15 protein-coding genes and 2 pseudogenes are annotated in these 16,936 nt (G+C 41.0%); 13 read left to right on the top strand and 4 right to left on the bottom strand.

Translation table 11 applies throughout. The features are described 5' to 3' along the window. Positions 1 to 71: 71 nt before the first annotated feature. Positions 72 to 434 (bottom strand): CotG/ExsB N-terminal domain-containing protein, encoded by a 363-nt coding sequence (locus tag BSO02S_RS28640; protein WP_157081430.1) that lies wholly within the window; start codon positions 432 to 434, stop codon positions 72 to 74. A 205-nt stretch (positions 435 to 639) separates the two neighbouring features. Between BSO02S_RS28640 and BSO02S_RS10815 the strand changes: the two genes are divergently transcribed. Together BSO02S_RS10815 and BSO02S_RS27010 are read left to right on the top strand one after the other, a co-directional pair. Then, positions 640 to 1,731 carry a CotH kinase family protein gene (locus tag BSO02S_RS10815; protein WP_066066669.1) on the top strand — a complete coding sequence of 364 codons (1,092 nt, stop codon included), beginning with the start codon at positions 640 to 642 and terminating at the stop codon, positions 1,729 to 1,731. Between the two features lie 361 nt (positions 1,732 to 2,092). Beyond that, complete coding sequence (locus BSO02S_RS27010) at positions 2,093 to 2,470, top strand: hypothetical protein (protein WP_157081431.1); 378 nt, start codon at positions 2,093 to 2,095, stop codon at positions 2,468 to 2,470. 78 nt (positions 2,471 to 2,548) lie between these two features. Here BSO02S_RS27010 and BSO02S_RS28645 read toward each other — a convergent pair. Both BSO02S_RS28645 and BSO02S_RS10825 read right to left on the bottom strand, forming a co-directional pair. Further along, positions 2,549 to 2,623: pseudogene (locus BSO02S_RS28645) on the bottom strand (CotG/ExsB N-terminal domain-containing protein); the annotation flags it as partial. Positions 2,624 to 2,917: 294 nt separating this feature from the next. Beyond that, positions 2,918 to 3,226 (bottom strand): hypothetical protein, encoded by a 309-nt coding sequence (locus tag BSO02S_RS10825; protein WP_066066672.1) that lies wholly within the window; start codon positions 3,224 to 3,226, stop codon positions 2,918 to 2,920. Between the two features lie 212 nt (positions 3,227 to 3,438). On the opposite strand from BSO02S_RS10825, the gene BSO02S_RS10830 reads away from it, so the two are divergent. Continuing rightward, complete coding sequence (locus BSO02S_RS10830; protein WP_066066674.1) at positions 3,439 to 5,031, top strand: long-chain-fatty-acid--CoA ligase; 1,593 nt, start codon at positions 3,439 to 3,441, stop codon at positions 5,029 to 5,031. An 87-nt stretch (positions 5,032 to 5,118) separates the two neighbouring features. Here the strand turns inward: BSO02S_RS10830 and BSO02S_RS10835 are convergent, their stop codons facing one another. Next, complete coding sequence (locus BSO02S_RS10835; RefSeq protein ID WP_066066676.1) at positions 5,119 to 6,096, bottom strand: ring-cleaving dioxygenase; 978 nt, start codon at positions 6,094 to 6,096, stop codon at positions 5,119 to 5,121. A gap of 310 nt (positions 6,097 to 6,406) precedes the next feature. On the opposite strand from BSO02S_RS10835, the pseudogene BSO02S_RS10840 reads away from it, so the two are divergent. The 10 genes and pseudogenes from BSO02S_RS10840 to eutL all read left to right on the top strand — a co-directional run bounded on the left by BSO02S_RS10840 (position 6,407) and on the right by eutL (position 16,909). Further along, a pseudogene (locus tag BSO02S_RS10840) lies at positions 6,407 to 7,631 on the top strand (DUF438 domain-containing protein). A 138-nt stretch (positions 7,632 to 7,769) separates the two neighbouring features. After that, positions 7,770 to 9,203, top strand: a complete 1,434-nt coding sequence (locus BSO02S_RS10845) for a GAF domain-containing sensor histidine kinase (protein ID WP_066066678.1) — start codon at positions 7,770 to 7,772, stop codon at positions 9,201 to 9,203. After that, positions 9,200 to 9,772 (top strand): ANTAR domain-containing response regulator, encoded by a 573-nt coding sequence (locus BSO02S_RS10850; RefSeq protein WP_066066680.1) that lies wholly within the window; start codon positions 9,200 to 9,202, stop codon positions 9,770 to 9,772. Before BSO02S_RS10845 ends, BSO02S_RS10850 begins: the two co-directional genes overlap by 4 nt. Positions 9,773 to 9,983: 211 nt before the next feature. Further along, on the top strand, positions 9,984 to 11,249 hold the full coding sequence (eutH, locus tag BSO02S_RS10855) for an ethanolamine utilization protein EutH (RefSeq protein ID WP_066066682.1): 1,266 nt from the start codon (positions 9,984 to 9,986) through the stop codon (positions 11,247 to 11,249). 29 nt (positions 11,250 to 11,278) lie between these two features. Beyond that, on the top strand, positions 11,279 to 11,620 hold the full coding sequence (gene eutS / locus BSO02S_RS10860; RefSeq protein ID WP_066066684.1) for an ethanolamine utilization microcompartment protein EutS: 342 nt from the start codon (positions 11,279 to 11,281) through the stop codon (positions 11,618 to 11,620). A gap of 11 nt (positions 11,621 to 11,631) precedes the next feature. Then, the gene (locus BSO02S_RS10865) at positions 11,632 to 12,132 is read left to right on the top strand and encodes a EutP/PduV family microcompartment system protein (RefSeq protein WP_066066962.1); all 501 of its coding nucleotides are present in this window, start codon (positions 11,632 to 11,634) and stop codon (positions 12,130 to 12,132) included. Between the two features lie 166 nt (positions 12,133 to 12,298). Then, the gene (locus BSO02S_RS10870) at positions 12,299 to 13,810 is read left to right on the top strand and encodes an ethanolamine ammonia-lyase reactivating factor EutA (protein WP_235846903.1); all 1,512 of its coding nucleotides are present in this window, start codon (positions 12,299 to 12,301) and stop codon (positions 13,808 to 13,810) included. 18 nt (positions 13,811 to 13,828) lie between these two features. Beyond that, on the top strand, positions 13,829 to 15,193 hold the full coding sequence (locus BSO02S_RS10875) for an ethanolamine ammonia-lyase subunit EutB (RefSeq protein WP_066066685.1): 1,365 nt from the start codon (positions 13,829 to 13,831) through the stop codon (positions 15,191 to 15,193). Between the two features lie 12 nt (positions 15,194 to 15,205). Next, on the top strand, positions 15,206 to 16,243 hold the full coding sequence (gene eutC, locus BSO02S_RS10880; protein ID WP_066066687.1) for an ethanolamine ammonia-lyase subunit EutC: 1,038 nt from the start codon (positions 15,206 to 15,208) through the stop codon (positions 16,241 to 16,243). Positions 16,244 to 16,255: 12 nt separating this feature from the next. Then, positions 16,256 to 16,909 (top strand): ethanolamine utilization microcompartment protein EutL, encoded by a 654-nt coding sequence (eutL, locus tag BSO02S_RS10885; RefSeq protein ID WP_066066689.1) that lies wholly within the window; start codon positions 16,256 to 16,258, stop codon positions 16,907 to 16,909. Positions 16,910 to 16,936 lie beyond the last annotated feature (27 nt).

Genomic DNA, 16,936 nt, shown 5'->3' on the forward strand with positions numbered 1-16,936 from the left:
CCGTGTTTCCTTTATCTCAGTCAAAGCGCTCCAGTCCATACGCCGCTTAACGGGTGCTTCCGCTTTTCTTATTAACGGTTTCGGATTCTTAATTCCCACATGTTACCGTCTTTCCAACAGGAGTTCATTTGATTATTGCCTCGTGTTGAATTTCGCCATCCAGAACATGTAAAATCATTTCTTCTTGTTGTGTTGCGCCGTCTAGAGGTCACTCTTCTTGTCGTATTTTTTCTTGATGTATTCTTTCTTGACGTATTTCTGCGTGAAGTGTTCCTTCGTGATGTCGCCCGACGTCCCGAAGTTCTTTGTCTGGAAGTTCTTTTCTGTGTTATCCCACGATTGTGGCCTGGGTCTCTGAACATGAAGTCCCCGAAACCCCCGCGTCTTACCTCATCGGCGGCTTGTTGAATATCCTCTGATGAAAATTCACTCATTTCTTTTCTGCACCTCCTTTAATATAGAAAAGGGAGCACGAAAACCGATTGACATTTTTGTCCATAAAACTCACTCTTCTTTTACCAATTTACGTATGTAGGGTTGCTTTTGTATGGGACAAAAGCCTATTAAAAGAAAAAATGCTAATCAAACGTGACAATCATCATTTTTCATTCATACGAATAAAGGAAGGAGGAATAAAAAATGGACGAGGGTACAAAATTACCGCACTACAAGCTTTTTATTAAACCAACCGATCTACGGGAACTCAAAAGAGATATTTGGATTGATGAGCCCATTCCTGCTCAGTTAACAATAGAAGGGAAAAAACTTGAAATCGATTTAAGTTATCGCGGTTCACATATTCGTGATTTTGCCAAAAAGTCTTACCAAATTTCTTTCTATAAACCAACAAAATTTAAAGGTTCAAAACTATTCCATTTAAACGCAGAATTCAAGGATCCATCCTTCATTAGAAATAAACTGTCCTTTGACTTTTTTTCGGAAATTGGCTGTTTAGCTCCACAATCTCGCCATATTTTATTAACGCAAAATGGAAAAGTGGAAGGAATTTATTTGGAAATTGAATCGGTGGATGAGAATTTTATCAAAAGAAGAAAACTCACGGACGGAAGTATTTTTTATGCAGTCGATGGCGATGCGAACTTTTCACTAATGAGCGATTTAGATAAGGAAACAAAAAAATCACTGGAATTAGGCTATGAAAGAAAGTGCGGGCCTATTGAAGATGATTTTTACTTACAGGAGTTCATTTATAACATTAATACGATTCCAAACAGTGAGTTCGAGAAAAGAATCCCAAAATTTGTCGATATCGAAAAATACCTCCGCTGGATTGCCGGGATTATTTTTACCTCCAATTATGACGGATTTGTTCATAATTATGCTCTTTACAGGAATGGGGAAACAGGCTTATTTGAAGTAATCCCATGGGATTATGATGCAACATGGGGAAGGGATGTAAATGGAAAGCTGATGGAGGCTAATTATGTCCCGATAGATGGCTTTAACACATTAACAGCACGGCTGTTAGATGTGGAGAATTTTCGAAAGCAATATCAAAACCTACTTGTAGAGATTATGAGCCATCAATTTACTGTAGAATATATGATTCCGAAGGTTGAAAATCTCCTTCAATTAATTCGCCCATATGTTTTACAGGATCCCTATAAAAAACAAGCTTTGAATGACTTTGATCAGGAGTTAGCGGTAATAACCGAATATATTGTGGAAAGAAGAAAATATTTGCAAAGGAAATTATCGATATTAGAGTAATAATTGCTATAAAAAGAGAATCTAAAAAGGATAAACTGCAAAAAAAGATGCCCCGAGGCATCTTTTTCAATATCTCCTGAAATTATTAGCTTCTTTTTGGTCTCCAAATGTTTCTTTCTCTCTGGTATCCCTCCATTTGGAAATTGTCATTTGGAGTTGTGGACCATCCCCAAGTTGCTTGTCTACTATCATTCCTGCGTCGATTAGAACAACATCTCGCAACCGTCCGTCTCGAAGTGTTCCGTCTCGAAGTGTTCCGTCTCGAAGTGTTCCGTCTCGAAGTGTTCCGTCTTGAAGTATTTCGTCTTGAAGTATTTCGTCTAGAAGTGTTCCGTCTTGTAGTATTTCGGCGGGAAGTATTTTGCTGCCTAGAAGTAATACGTCTAGAAGTAACCATGATAGAAGTTTGACCATTTCTGGAAGTATTCCGTCTAGTCGTTACAAGTACGAAGGATTGACGATTTCTGGAAGTATTCCGTCCAGTAGTTACCTGTACGAAGGATTGACGATTTCTGGAAGTATTCCGTCGAGTCGTAACCGGCACGAAGGATTGACGATTCCTAGAAGTGTTTCTTCTGGAAGTAACCATTACAGAAGTAGGACGATTTCTAGTAGTGTTCCGCCTTGTAGTAACCATTACAGAAGTAGGACGATTTCTGGAAGTGTTCCGTCTTGTAGTAACCATTACAGAAGTTGGGCGATTTCTGGAAGTATTTCGTCTAGAAGTTACTCTGCGTGAAGTCACCGGACGATGGGGACGCTTCCGCCGAGAATGTTTTTTGTGGTGTGTTCGCTTCTTTGATCCAGGGTCATTAAACATGTGTTTTCCATGCCCAGACCTTTTTACCGCCTCTGCAGCTCTTTGAATATCATCTGTTGAAAAACTTTTCATTTTTTCACCTCTTTTTATTCTTGAAAAGGGAGAGCAATGCTTTTAAAAAACTTCTCCTACGCGCTTCCTTCTCTCCTACTAATCTACGTTAGGACAGTTTTTTTTGTATAGGGTAATTGCTTATATTGGAAAAAAGTTTGTCCAAAAGTGACAAACATTTAAAAGTAAAAGGGTGTCAGGTACCAAACTGTAAATTATATGGAAGATTTCTTAATTAGTTTTTAAAAAAATAAAAAAGGCAGTGATTTTAGAATCACTGACTTTTCCAATACCTTTAAATATAGAGAATCAGGACTATCGCTTTAACCTTCTAAGTACGTTTGCTTCAAAATCGGGATGATTAATATCTAACCCCAAAATTTCATTTCGAAAGGACTTGAAACGGCCATTTTCCACTTCTAGGGTAAAATATCCTCGCGGACTTAAAAGATTTATATCCCCAATGATATTTTTCCTGTGTACAGGATCAAACAAATGAACTAAATTAGGATTGCTTGGATGTGGTTTGAAAAGACATCCTTGTTCCACACAAACCCTAACGATATTTTGTACCTTTGGATGAGCAATACTTTCAATTTTCTTGCTGACATTAAAACTGATCATAGTTGTCATTCTCCTTTCCCGTCATAAAACGATATGCAGGTGCAAAGGATTATATTCTTTTCCATAGCAACATAGTATTCTATGCACATATAAAGAAAAATATAAATTGGTCAAAACAATTATTTAATAAACTTACTACCATGTTAGATGAAATTAATGGTAAAATAGTAAGAAAATTAAATTAATTATTTAAAAAAGAGGAGTTGATCATGATGTTTTCTCCATTAACCCCATTGGACTGGAAACGCAGGGCATTGAAGTATTATCCGCAAAAGACGGCTGTCATTGATGGCGAGAAGGAGTTTACGTATCAGGAATTCGGTGAACGGACTGACCGTCTTTCAGCAGCCTTACATAAAGCAGGTATCGGCAAAGGTGACCATGTGGCAGTCATGCTGCCTAACACGCATTATATGTTGGAATGCTTCTATGGTATCTGCCAGCTCGGCGCAGTAATGGTCCCTTTGAATTACCGGTTAGCAGCGGGAGACTTGGAGTATATCATCAAGCATAGTGATTCGAAAATGTTGATTGTCGATGAAGAATTTACCGGTCCGATTGAGGAAATGGAGGGTAGCCTTTCCTTAGAACAGATCGTTATCGTTTCTGTAGAAGGACAGAAGACTTCTTTAAATGGAGTGGATTATGAGGCATTTCTTGAACATGTTCCTGATAAGGCGGTATTACCAGCGGTGGAAATCGATGAAAATCAGCTCCTCACCTTAAATTATACAAGTGGTACAACCTCAAAACCAAAAGGGGTGATGCTAACGCATCGAGGTAATTATCTTAACGCTGCTAATTTCTTATATCATCTTGATGTTAAACATGATGATGTCTATCTTCATACATTACCGATGTTTCATGCGAATGGCTGGGGCGGTGTCTGGGCGATCACGGCAGCTGGCGGTACCCATGTATGTTTACGAAAGGTCGATCCACCGTTAATTCTTGAGTTGTTTGAAGAGAAAAATATCTCACTGTTGTGTGGTGCGCCGACAGTGGTCAATATGCTTGTAAATGATCCAAAAGCGCAGGAAATTGCTATCAAGACCCAGCCGCGGATGGCGACAGCTGGTGCACCTCCAGCGGCTGCGCTGATTCATAAAGCACAAGAAATCCTTGGATTAAATATGATCCATGTCTATGGTCTGACGGAAACCTCGCCATTTATTCTTTATTGTGAATGGAAAAGGGAATTTGATTCAAAGTCAGGGGATGAACAAGCAACAATTAAGGCAAGACAAGGAATTGAACTTGCTTTTAACGGAGAAACAAAGGTTGTTCATCAAGACGGGGAAGAAGTGGCTTGGAATGGGAAGGAATTAGGAGAAATTATTACCCGTGGGAATGTTGTAATGAAGGGATATTATAAGGATCCGCAAACAACAGAAGCTGCCATTAGGGATGGGTGGTTTCATACCGGCGATTTAGCCGTCACCCATCCAGATGGGTTCATTGAAATCCAAGACCGTGCCAAGGATTTAATTATTTCAGGAGGAGAAAATATTTCTTCGACAGAGGTAGAAGGTGTGTTATACAAACATCCGGATGTCTTGGAGACGGCGGTTATTGCCATTCCTGATGAAAAATGGGGCGAGGTACCGAAAGCAATTATTGTTTTAAAACCTGGTGCACATGTGACAGAAGAAGAGATGATTCACTTTTGCAGGGCCAATATGGCTCACTTTAAGGCACCAAAAGCAGTTGAGTTTGTTGAATCCCTACCAAAGACAGCGACCGGTAAACTACAAAAATATCGTTTAAGGGAATTATATTGGAATGGTCCGAAAAAGGTAAATTAACCAAAAAAGGGCAGTGATGTTAAATCACTGTCCTTTTCCTGTGCTTAACTTATTATTGTACTACTTGTCCAAATGAATAGTGAATAATTATTCTTTGATGAATTCTTTCGTGCTTCTTATGGTATCAATTGGGCGGACTAATTTTTCGATTTGTTCGCGTTTTGGTTCTAAGAATGGAGGTAATGATAGCTTTTCTCCCAGCGTTTCATAGGGTTCATCACCCATAAATCCTGGACCATCTGTTGCAAACTCAAATAATATCTGTGGAGCCACTCTGACGTATAGAGATCCAAAAAAGTAGCGGTCGACAAAACCAGACGTTTGGAAGCCGAAGCCTTCCATTCGGCCAATCCATTCTTCTAAAACAGAGCGGTCTTCCACACGGAATGCCGCATGATGGACCGTACCAAAGCCTTGTCGGGCCTGAGGAAGAATCGTATTAAATTCTGCAATAATTTGCGCGCCATTTCCCCCTTCGCCCACTTCGAATAAATGAAACGATCCTTCATGACCTATTTCTTTAAATAGTAAGACCTTTTCCACCATTTCTTTAAAGTAATCAAAATTAGCAACGCGAACAAATATTGGTCCTAAGCCGGTAATGGCGTACTCTAATGGAACCGGTCCTTTTTGCCATGGAGTTCCAGCCGCAACACCTTTATTAATTTCATCGGAAATCAATTGATATTGCTGGTCATCAAAATCAACAAAGGACAGCGTCTTTTTGCCAAATTGTTCTCTCAGGCCAGTATGTTTTACGTCTAAACGATCAAAACGTTTGACCCAATAATCTAATGCAGCGTCGCTTGGGACACGGAAAGAGGTTTTGGAAATCTCATTTGTGCCGTGAATCCCTTTTGGAATGCCAGGGAAGTCGAAAAATGTCATATCAGTTCCAGCATTGCCGGTATCATCTGCAAAAAATAAATGATAGGTTTGAATGTCATCCTGGTTAACCGTCTTCTTTATCAAACGCATGCCTAAAATAAAAGTAAAAAATTCATAGTTCTTTTCGGCACTGCTTGTAATCGCGGTAACGTGGTGTATACCTTTTAATCCGTTCATATTGAACCCTCCAATTGATATAAAAATTAAAATAAAGTTAATTTTCTACTTAAGGAAATCATACTTATTTTCTTATAACTTTCATGTAATTATAGTTGAACATTTATCTTTAATTAAGATATTTTTAATTCGAGATAAATATATCATAAATAAATGAGATTGTCAAAATGGTTCGTTCTTAAAGTGTTCACATTTTAAAGGGTTTAATCGTTCCCAATGATGTTAATCACAAACAAGAGCTAAAATTAGTGTTACGTTACTAATGAGAAATATTATCACTAGTTAAATTAGTTCAAAGGAGAATCCTTATATGAGTGAATTTATTAATAACCGCGAGCAGCAGCCAATAAAAAATACCGAGCGCCTTGAGATATTAAAACAAATTTTTACAGACCTTCATAATGGAAGAAATATAGATGAGGTAAAACCCACTTCGATGCCCTTATCGGAAAAATAACTGTTGATGAAATATCCCAGCTTCAACATGATTTTATCGAAGGGATCTCGTCAGATGATCTACAGCGTTTATATGCTTTGCATACGGCTCTATTTAAAGGCTCGATTGAAGAAGGGGACCACCAAACAATGCGGCCGGAAGAGCAGCCAGGGCATCCAGTTCATATATTTAAACTGGAGAACCAAGCAATTGAAAGATTACTTAAAACGAAGATTCAAATTCACTTATGGCAATTTGAAAAAGAAGAAACAGATGAAAATGTGTTCAAACTCTTGGAAGATTGCAATCTGTTGCTTGATATTGAAAAGCACTACAGCCGGAAAGAAAATTTAATTTTCCCCTATTTAGAAACATACGGGATTTACGGTCCTACAACGAATATGTGGCGAATTGATGATTTTATCCGCGATGCCATTAAGGATGCCAAGCAAAAGCTAGCCAATTATCAGGGTGACAAGCAGGCAGTCATTGGGGTGGTTAACTATGTCATTCAAGAGACAAGTGACATGATTTACAAGGAAGAAAACATTCTCTTCCCGATGGCCTTGAAGAATCTAACTGAAGATGAGTGGATAAAAATCGCCCATGAAAGTGATGAAATCGGCTTTTGCCTAACAGCCCCGGCAGAAGAATGGAAGCCTGAACGAATAGCACTGGATGCTTTGGCCGTCACGGAAGGATATATTAAGATGGAAACGGGGATTTTGTCGTTAAAACAGCTCGAGCTGCTGTTGAATCATATGCCTGTAGACATCACCTTCATTGACCAGGATGACGTTGTCCGTTACTTCTCGCACGGGAAGGAAAGAATCTTTGCACGGACTAAAGCATCATTGGCCGCACCGTTCAGAACTGTCATCCGCCAAGAAGTGTCCATGTTGTTGAGGAACTGTTGGCGGACTTTAAATCGGGGAAAAAAGATTGTGAGGATTTCTGGATCAGGTTCAAGGATAAATATGTCTATATTCGTTACTTTGCTGTCCGCGATGAGAACGGCACATACATGGGGACCATTGAATTTACGCAAGATATAAATCCAATTCACGCTATTGATGGGGAAAAGCGGATCTTATCATAAGGATTGTAGAAATCTGAAAGGCACCTTCCAACAGGAGGGTGCCATTCCATTTTAATTGAGATTGACATGCTCGATAAATAAACACTATAATATTTCTTATATTCTGTTTTTCTATACACTTAGGAGAATTAACATCATATGAATAACAAAATTGTAGAAGAACTATGTACTCTTCATACGAATCTATCGAAGGAAGATATTCAAAGAATCAAAGAAGTAGTGACTAATTTACCGCTAATTGCTGACTTAAATAAAGCGAATGTTTTCGTTGATTGTCCTACGAAAGAAGGCAAGCATGCGATTGTCGTGGCAGAAGCTGCACCCACCACAACGAAATCGGTCTATATAAAACCGGTAGTAGGAAAGTTTGCCTATGAAGCATTTGAACCTTCCGTATTCTTTTCATTACGAACAGGTAAGCCGATGTTCCTTAATCGGGCGGTAACACAAGAAGGTAAGAAAGTTGACCAAAGTGTTGTCCCGATTAAGGGCGCAGGCAATCGTGTGATTGGGACGCTTATTATGGAAAAGGATATTAGTGACCAGCTTCAACATCAGCAAAAAATGGAAGCGTTGTCAGAGGCAACAGAGACGTTAAGTGAAATTCTTATAGGGATGACCGAGAATAGACCAATTATACCTGAGGTGATTGAGGATTCGTTATTCTTTCTTGATCAAGAGGGGAAAATTCTCTATTGCAACCCCGCCGCTGCCAATCTCATCCAAGAAATTGGTGAGGAAGAATGGCAAATAGGAAATCAGCTTGTGCATTATTTTCCTAGCATTGAAGAGATCCTTGACGATCCTGAAGAACTATTAGTGGAAGAAATAATGATTTTGAATCAAGTATTTCAAGTGAAAAAAATCAAATTAGGCCAGCTCAATCAATCGAATGGGACCTTTGTGATCTGTAAGAATATTACTGAGCTTCGGGAAAAAGAAAGAGAACTAATTGTCAAATCCGTCGCCATTCGTGAAATCCATCACCGCGTAAAAAATAATCTGCAGACAGTTGCTAGCCTGCTGCGACTTCAAATGCGAAGAGGGTTACCGGAGGAAAGCAAAGTCCACTTTGTGGAAAGCCTTAATCGAATAACGAGCATTGCCTCCGTTTACGAGATTATCCTTTCCAATTCAAGTGTGGACGATGTTGATATTTATAGTTTAATAGAGAAAATCGGCAACATGCTGGTATTTGAAGCAGAGCATGAAAATAAAAAGATTAGCATCACCTATTCTGGACCGCCCCATCTCTTGATTAAATCGAATAAAGCCGTGTCAGTAGCATTAGTGATTAATGAATTAATCCAAAATTGTGTGAAGCATGCCTTTAAAACGAGGGCAGAGGGTAAGATAGAAGTTTTATTTGAGCAACAAGGTGATGAAATAAAGGTACAGGTAATCGATAACGGCGAGGGGTATTCACCAAAGGCCAAGTCATCATTAGGCTTAGAAATCGTATCGATGATGATTGAACATGATTTATCGGGTCATTTTTTAATTGAAAGAGCTGAGTCAGGAACGATTGCCTCAGTTAGATTCCCGATTAATAGGGAGCTGATTCAAACATGAAAAAGCGAATCATGGTGGTTGAGGATGAGTCGATTGTTCGTTTAGATGTAGCGATGATGCTAGAAGATGCCGGGTATGAGGTTGTCGCCCAAGCAGGGGACGGAGAAAAAGCCGTTGAACAGGCATTTTCACTGGAGCCTGATTTAATCATTATGGATATAAAAATGCCAAAAATGAATGGTCTTAAGGCTAGCGAAATTATTTCAAAGAAAACGAATACTCCAATCCTTCTTTTAACCGCCTATAGCCAGCGTGAGTATGTGGACAAAGCGAAACAAGCAAATATTATGGGCTATTTAGTGAAGCCGATTAATGAAGCTAGTCTCATACCTGCCGTTGAAATTGCCTTAAGGCAGGCTGAAAATGCAAAGGCTTACCGGGAACAAGTAGAAACCATGAACAAACAGCTATTGGAAAGAAAGATAGTTGAAAAAGCAAAAGGGATCTTAATGCAGAAATTTGAACTGCCTGAGGATGATGCTTTCAAGAAAATGAGAAAAATCAGTATGAACAAACAGATTACAATGGAAAAGGTAGCAAAGCAAATTATCCTAAAGTATAATGCTTAAACCCTTCACAAGTGAATAGACCGAGCAAAGGTGCTCTGTGGTTTTTTAATAATAAAACCGCACGGCACCTTTTTGTCTTTTTTCGATTAGTAAATCTAGCAATTTTTCAAGTTAGGAGGGGATTACCTGACTTGGAAGGGTCTATCACTAGAAGGCGCTTACACAATCCGTTTAATATAGAATAATAACTACTTTCAAGGAGGGGTTTACTATGGAAATGGTAGGAAAGTTTGTTATCTACATAATCATGGCATGTGCCGTGATGGGGGCCATCGCTGCCATTCGAAACAGTGATGAGGGATTAGGGAAACAATTTATGGAGGGTTTGCATTCTGTCGGCTATATCTTCGTGCCTGCTGCAGGAATCATGGCATCCATTCCGTATCTATCATGGTTTATTGATAAAGTGTGTGGTCCATTTTTTGCGGCCATTGGTGCCGACCCGGCAATAGCCGCTACCGCCATATTAGCAACAGATATGGGTGGGTATCAATTAGCCGAAGTGTTAAAGCAAACCCAAGAAGGCTGGATTATGGCAATGATCGTCGGCTTTATGGCTGGTGCAACGATTGTCTTCTCCATTCCTATGGGCCTTGCCATGCTGGATAAACGTGATCATAAATATATGGCACTCGGCGTCATGTCAGGGGTATTGACGATCCCAATTGGTGCACTAATCTCTAGTACGATTATTACTTTATCAAGCTCAAAATTCCGTGATTTTATCGCAACCACGGGAGAAGCAAAATATCAATTTGCTTTAGGATATGGAAAAATTCTTTTAAATTTAAGCCCGCTTCTTCTTTTCGTTGTTATAATTGCAGTAGGCTTATATTTCCTGCCAGATTTAATGATCAAGGCCTTTATGTGGTTTGGGCGCATTATGGATGCCGCAATCAAACTTGTCCTAGTCTTCTCAATCGTTGAAATTTTCACTGGCCTATTCAGCACTGTGTTTGGAGCGTGGGGCTTCCACCCAATCATGGCGGATAAAGCAGACCAATTCCGCGCCTTAGAAACGGCCGGTTATATCGGGATTATGTTGGCCGGTGCATTTCCAATGGTTTATTTACTGCAGAAATATGCAGGAGGTCCATTGGAAGCGATCGGACGTAAAGTGGGTCTAAGTAAAGAAGGCAGTGCGGGGATTGTAGCGACAATTGCCAATATCCTTGCGATGTTTAAACTAGTAAAAACAATGCCGCCAAAGGATAAGGTTATCAACATTTCCTTTGCTGTTTGTTCCGCGTTCCTTTTAGGAGACCATTTATCTTTTACAGCGAATTTTCAGCCGAGCTTGATTTTCCCAATTATTGTTGGAAAACTTTCAGCCGGTATTATTGGTATCGGTTTAGCCTATTGGTTATCCGTACCGAAGGCGCTTGAATTGGAGAAGAAGGACCGTGAAGCAGGAATTATTGGTAAAGATGAATATTTACCAAAGCAGAATAGTAAAAATGTGAAAAAAGTAGGGTAACAAAGTTTGTCATCAAGGGGGCCGTTGTAATGAGTGAAGAGAAACAACGATTTATCCAGGAATTCGTGCCGGGAAAGCAAGTGACATTAAGTCATATCATTGCAAATCCTGATCCGGATATGTTTGATAAATTAGGGATTCAGCAAGCAGGTGCTATGGGGATTTTGACCTTGACACCAAGCGAAACCGTGATCATCGCGGGTGATTTAGCAACAAAAGCGGCCGATGTTCAAATTGGCTTTTTAGACCGCTTTACCGGTAGTCTTGTCATTATCGGAAGTGTTTCCTCGGTGCAAATGGCGATGGAAGAAATTAACCGGTTCTTGTCCGAAATATTACAGTACACTCCATCAAGAATTACCAAATCGTAGTGGAGACGTCTATTATGAAAAAAAATAGGGCAATGCTAATCGGCTCCATTGGCGCAGGGAAATCAACGTTAACTAATGCACTTCTTGAACGGAAAATGGCAGCGGTTAAAACGCAGTCACTCAATTATCAGGACTGGATTGTCGATACACCCGGTGAGTACACGGAAAATCCTTTTTTCTATAAAAATATTATGGCGACGGCACTTGAAGTGACACATGTATTATATTTGCAAGATGCCACAAGGCAAAGGACGATTTTTCCTCCTGGATTTAGTACTGGCATCAATAAGCTTCCGATCGGGGTCGTTACGAAATGTGACTCTGAAAACGCGGATGTTGGTGCCGGCATTAAACAATTGAGGAGCGTTATTCCAAAGGGACCCATCGTCATTTCTTCTTCGATTACCGGAAAAGGGATTCAGGAAATTCGAAATCTAGTAAAATGCAACTCCATGGATGAGATGAAAGCATATGCTGAGTCCATCCCGGAAACGGATATTATTTTCTTATGAATCTAGCTCCAGCGCCTGACCAAAGCGCTGGAGCTTTTTTTCATGAAACCCTTTACAAAAGTGGAGGATTAGACTATATTCTTAGTATACAAAAGAATTTATCAGGCAAAGGCGCCTTGTATGAACTGTCATGAAAATGATAGTTCATATGAGGTGCTTTTTTTGCATGTTCAATAATAGTCTGAATAGTAAGGCCCATAGACATTTTAGGATCGAGGTGATCATCATCAAACGATACGAGCCTCAAAAAGAGGATATTCTTAGTGCAGGGATTGACATCGGCACGAGTACGACAAAGCTTGTCATCAGTAAATTCTCGCTGATGAATATGGCGGGCGGGATGCATATGCCCCGGATTGAGATTATCAATAAGGAAGTATTATATCGCAGCCCCATCTACCGAACTCCTTTACGAACAACAACTACGATTGATATGGAAGCGGTAGAAACGATTGTAAGAGAAGAATACGCTAAGGCTGGAATTGAAGCCAAAGATATTCAAACGGGTGCTGTCATCATCACAGGAGAAACGGCGACGAAACAAAATGCGGAAGAAACGATCCATTCGTTATCAGATCATGCTGGTGAATTTCTAGTAGCAACTGCCGGCCCGGATTTAGAGGGAATCATTGCTGCCAAAGGTTCCGGTGCCTATGAATATTCGAAAAAGACAGGCAAAGTTATTGCAAATATTGATATCGGCGGGGGTACAGCCAATGTGGCGGTTTACAAAGCAGGAAAGCTTTGCGGAACCTGTACATTACATATTGGGGGTAGATTGATTGAGTTTGCCGGTAATCAGATTAAGAGTGTTTCACCTCCGATAAAAAAATTGCTTCAACAGTGGGGGCCATCCTCAGCGGCAAAAGAAGGTGACAGCCGCCATGTAACAGTGATACAAAAGTTAACCGATTTTATGGCAGCCGTCATTGCAAGAATGTTAAATCGAGAACTATTGGAATCGGATAAGCCTTTGCTTTTAGGTCACGAGCCGGACTGGCAGGAGGACATTGAGGTGATCATGTTTTCCGGCGGGATCAGTGAATGCATCTACAAATATGAGACTGGTGCAGCCGGCACAGCTCAATATGATGATATCGGGGAAATGCTGGCTGCTTCCCTTAGGGAGAGTAAAGAACTTTCGTTATGGAAATGGGTCAAGCCATTTGAAACCGTTCGGGCCACCGTACTCGGGGCAGGGACGCAGACGACGGAAATAAGCGGGGCGACGATTCATGTTGAAAGCAATGAGTTGCCGTTAAGAAATCTTCCGGTTTATCAAATTCCGTTTGGACAAGTACTGCAGGACGGGTTAAAGCGAATGCCTGAGGCCATTACCCAAGCGCTAGAAATCTATGACCCACAGAGGGAGGGGCAGAACTTTGCCTTGTATTTAACGGAAATGCCCTATTTAGGTTTTCGCGATATTCAAGAATTGGCCGCAGTCATTTTGTCGTCGATCCAAGCCAAACCCAATCACCAGCAACCATTAGTGATAGTTTTAGAAAGTGACCATGCCAAGGTCCTAGGGCAAACATTGAAAGTCCAAAATCCTTCGGGAAGCATCATCTGCATTGATCAAATACGGGTTGAACATGGTGATTATATTGATATTGGACATTTGCTGCAAACAAGTGTGGTCCCAGTGGTAATCAAAACATTAACGTTTCATCATTAAGAAAGGAGGATTTTTCCAATGAAGCTGCAAACAAATTATTTAGGAACAATCTATCAATTCACATCCTTAAAAGACTTATTTGCGAAGGCGAACGAAGAAAAATCCGGAGATCGTTTGGCTGGAATAGCGGCAGAAACCGTCCAAGAACGAATTGCTGCAAAAGAAGTACTTAGTCATTTAACTCTGTCAGATATTCGAGAAAACCCGTTACTTTCACCGGAAACGGATGAGGTTTCGCGAATTATCGAAGGTCAGCTAAACGAACCTGTCTACCAATCTATTAAAAATTGGTCTGTGGCTGAGCTTCGTGAGTATATCTTGAATGATACAACGACAGGTGAAGATTTAAAAAGGCTAAGCCGGGGATTAAGTAGTGAAATGATTGCTGCAGTGGCAAAACTTATGTCCAATCTTGATCTCGTCCATTCAGCAAACAAAATTGAAATTTTAACAAAATGCAATATCACCATTGGATATAAAGGTACGCTAGCTTCAAGGCTTCAGCCGAATCATCCGACGGATAATGTAGAGGGAATGATTGCCTCCCTTAAAGAAGGCCTGTCTTACGGGATCGGGGATGCGGTCATCGGTATCAATCCGGTCGATGATTCGGTAGAAAGTGTAAAGCGCCTGCTTCATGCGACCCACAATTTTATTAAAGAATGGGAAATTCCGACACAAAACTGTGTCCTGGCCCATGTCACGGCACAAATGAAGGCCATTGAACAAGGAGCGCCGTCAGATATGATTTTCCAAAGTATTGCTGGGACTGAAGCTGCGAACCGCTCGTTTGGAATTACCGCTTCCTTGCTTTCGGAAGCAAACGATTTGGCGAAGACTCTAGGGACTGGAACAGGGCCGCAGCGTTTATATTTTGAAACGGGTCAAGGCTCGGAGTTGTCAGCTGAAGCACACTTCGGAATCGACCAAATGACACTTGAATCAAGAAATTATGGGTTCGCCCGCTATTATGATCCATATATCGTCAATACAGTGGTTGGCTTTATCGGTCCGGAATACTTGTATAACAATAAGCAAGTGATTCGTGCTGGTTTAGAAGATCATTTCATGGGAAAAATGCACGGCATTCCGATGGGTGTGGATATTTGTTACACGAACCATATTAAAGCAGATCAAAATGATATAGAAGATCTAGGGGTCCTACTTACCGCTGCCGGGGTAAATTTTGTAATCGCAACACCAATGGGTGATGACTGTATGTTAAATTATCAATCACTAAGCTACCATGATGTTGCCACATTAAGACAAACGATGAATAAACAACCATCCCCAATCTTCGCTGAATGGCTCGAGAAAATGGGGATCTTTGAAAATGGAAAACTAAGTAAGATTGCCGGGGATCCGACCATTTTTTCGAGATAGGAGTTGAATAAAGTGAATCCTGAGCTTATAGAAAAAATAACAAGACTGATTGTTGAAAAATTACAAGCCCAAAATCCTCCTGGAGGCGGGGGGGCCGCAAACAGTGTGGCGCCCTCGGCATCTGCTGTGAAATTTTGGGATCATACTTCAAGCTCCGAACCTAAAAATATCTCTCGCCCCGCTCTGAATGTTTCAGATGCGAAAGTGGAGGAAGGACAGGGGCGTATAGAATTTGGCAACTACTCTGAATCCAACTCAGTTAGAAAGAAAGAGTCAGCTGTTAAAAAAGAAGAACAGCGGACGGAAGCCATTTATCCTGCTTCAGGAGTTGAAAATCCATTCGATCCGGAAGAACTAAAGAATCTGATTAGTAAAACACCGTCCCGAATCGGAGTTGGACGAGCGGGTTCACGGCCGAAAACAGATACATGGTTAAAATTTCGCTTTGACCATGCTGCAGCCGTCGATGCTGTTTATGGTGATGTCAATGAGGAGCTGCTTAAACGGCTTGATCTCTTTAAAGTAAGCACAAAGGTTAGGGATAAAGAAGTTTACATCCGCCGCCCTGATTTAGGACGCAAGCTTTCGGATGAAGCGAAGCAAATGATTAGCGAAAAATGTCGTAAAGCACCAACCGTGCAAATTATTGTATCAGATGGACTAAGCTCGAGTGCCGTAGAGGAAAATGTGGAGGATGTCTACCTATCTCTACAGCAATCGCTGAAAAGTTTGGGACTTGATTCGGGTACCCCTTTTTATATCGAAAAAGGACGGGTTGCCGTGATGGATGATGTTGGAGAAGCGCTTCTGCCGAAGGTCGTTGTGTTATTAATTGGGGAGCGCCCAGGTCTTGTTAGTGCAGAATCCTTAAGTGCTTATTTATGCTTCGAGCCGCGGAAAGGAACAATCGAGGCTGATCGAATGGTGATTTCGAATATTCATAAGGGCGGGATCCCGCCTGTTGAGGCTGGTGCTTATCTCGGTACGGTCATTCAGAAAATATTAAAATATGAGGCTAGCGGCGTGTCGCTTGTTCAAAAGGAAGGCTAAGGGGGGAGTAGTTTGGCTTTAGAACGTATTTACGCTGACATATTAGCAGTTCGAGTAATTCCAAATGTTGACCCTGATTTGGCGGAGCAATTTAACCTTGAACCACATCAAAGAAGCTTGGCCATCTTTACCTCAACCGTTGATGATATTGGATATACGGCCCTTGATGAAGCAACAAAACGAGCTGATGTCGAAGTCGTTTATGCCCGCTCCTTTTACGCAGGTTCCGGCCACGCTTCCGGACCATTGTCGGGAGAGATGATTGGGATGATTGCAGGGGCGTCCCCTGATGAAGTGAAAAGCGGAATGGAAGCAGTGCAGCAAACGGCAAAGTCCGATGCCTTTTTCGAAGCAATCAATCACGAAAAAACGCATGCCCTTTATGCCCATGTTGTTTCGAGAACGGGTTCCTATCTTTCGAAGGAGGCAGGAATCAGGCAGGGTGAGCCGCTTGCCTATCTGATTGCCCCGCCGTTAGAGGCAGTCTATGGCCTTGATGCGGCGCTGAAGGCAGCCGATGTTAAACTTGTAAAGTTTTTTGGCCCGCCGTCAGAAACAAACTTCGGCGGTGGATTACTGACAGGCACCCAATCAGCTTGCCAGGCGGCAGCAGAAGCTTTCCGGCAAGCCATTTTGGACATCGCCCAAAATCCGATTAAGTATTAAAAAGTGTTTTAGAAGGAGTGAGTACTA

The organism is Neobacillus soli NBRC 102451 (assembly GCF_001591665.1).
Lineage (GTDB): Bacteria > Bacillota > Bacilli > Bacillales > Cytobacillaceae > Neobacillus > Neobacillus soli.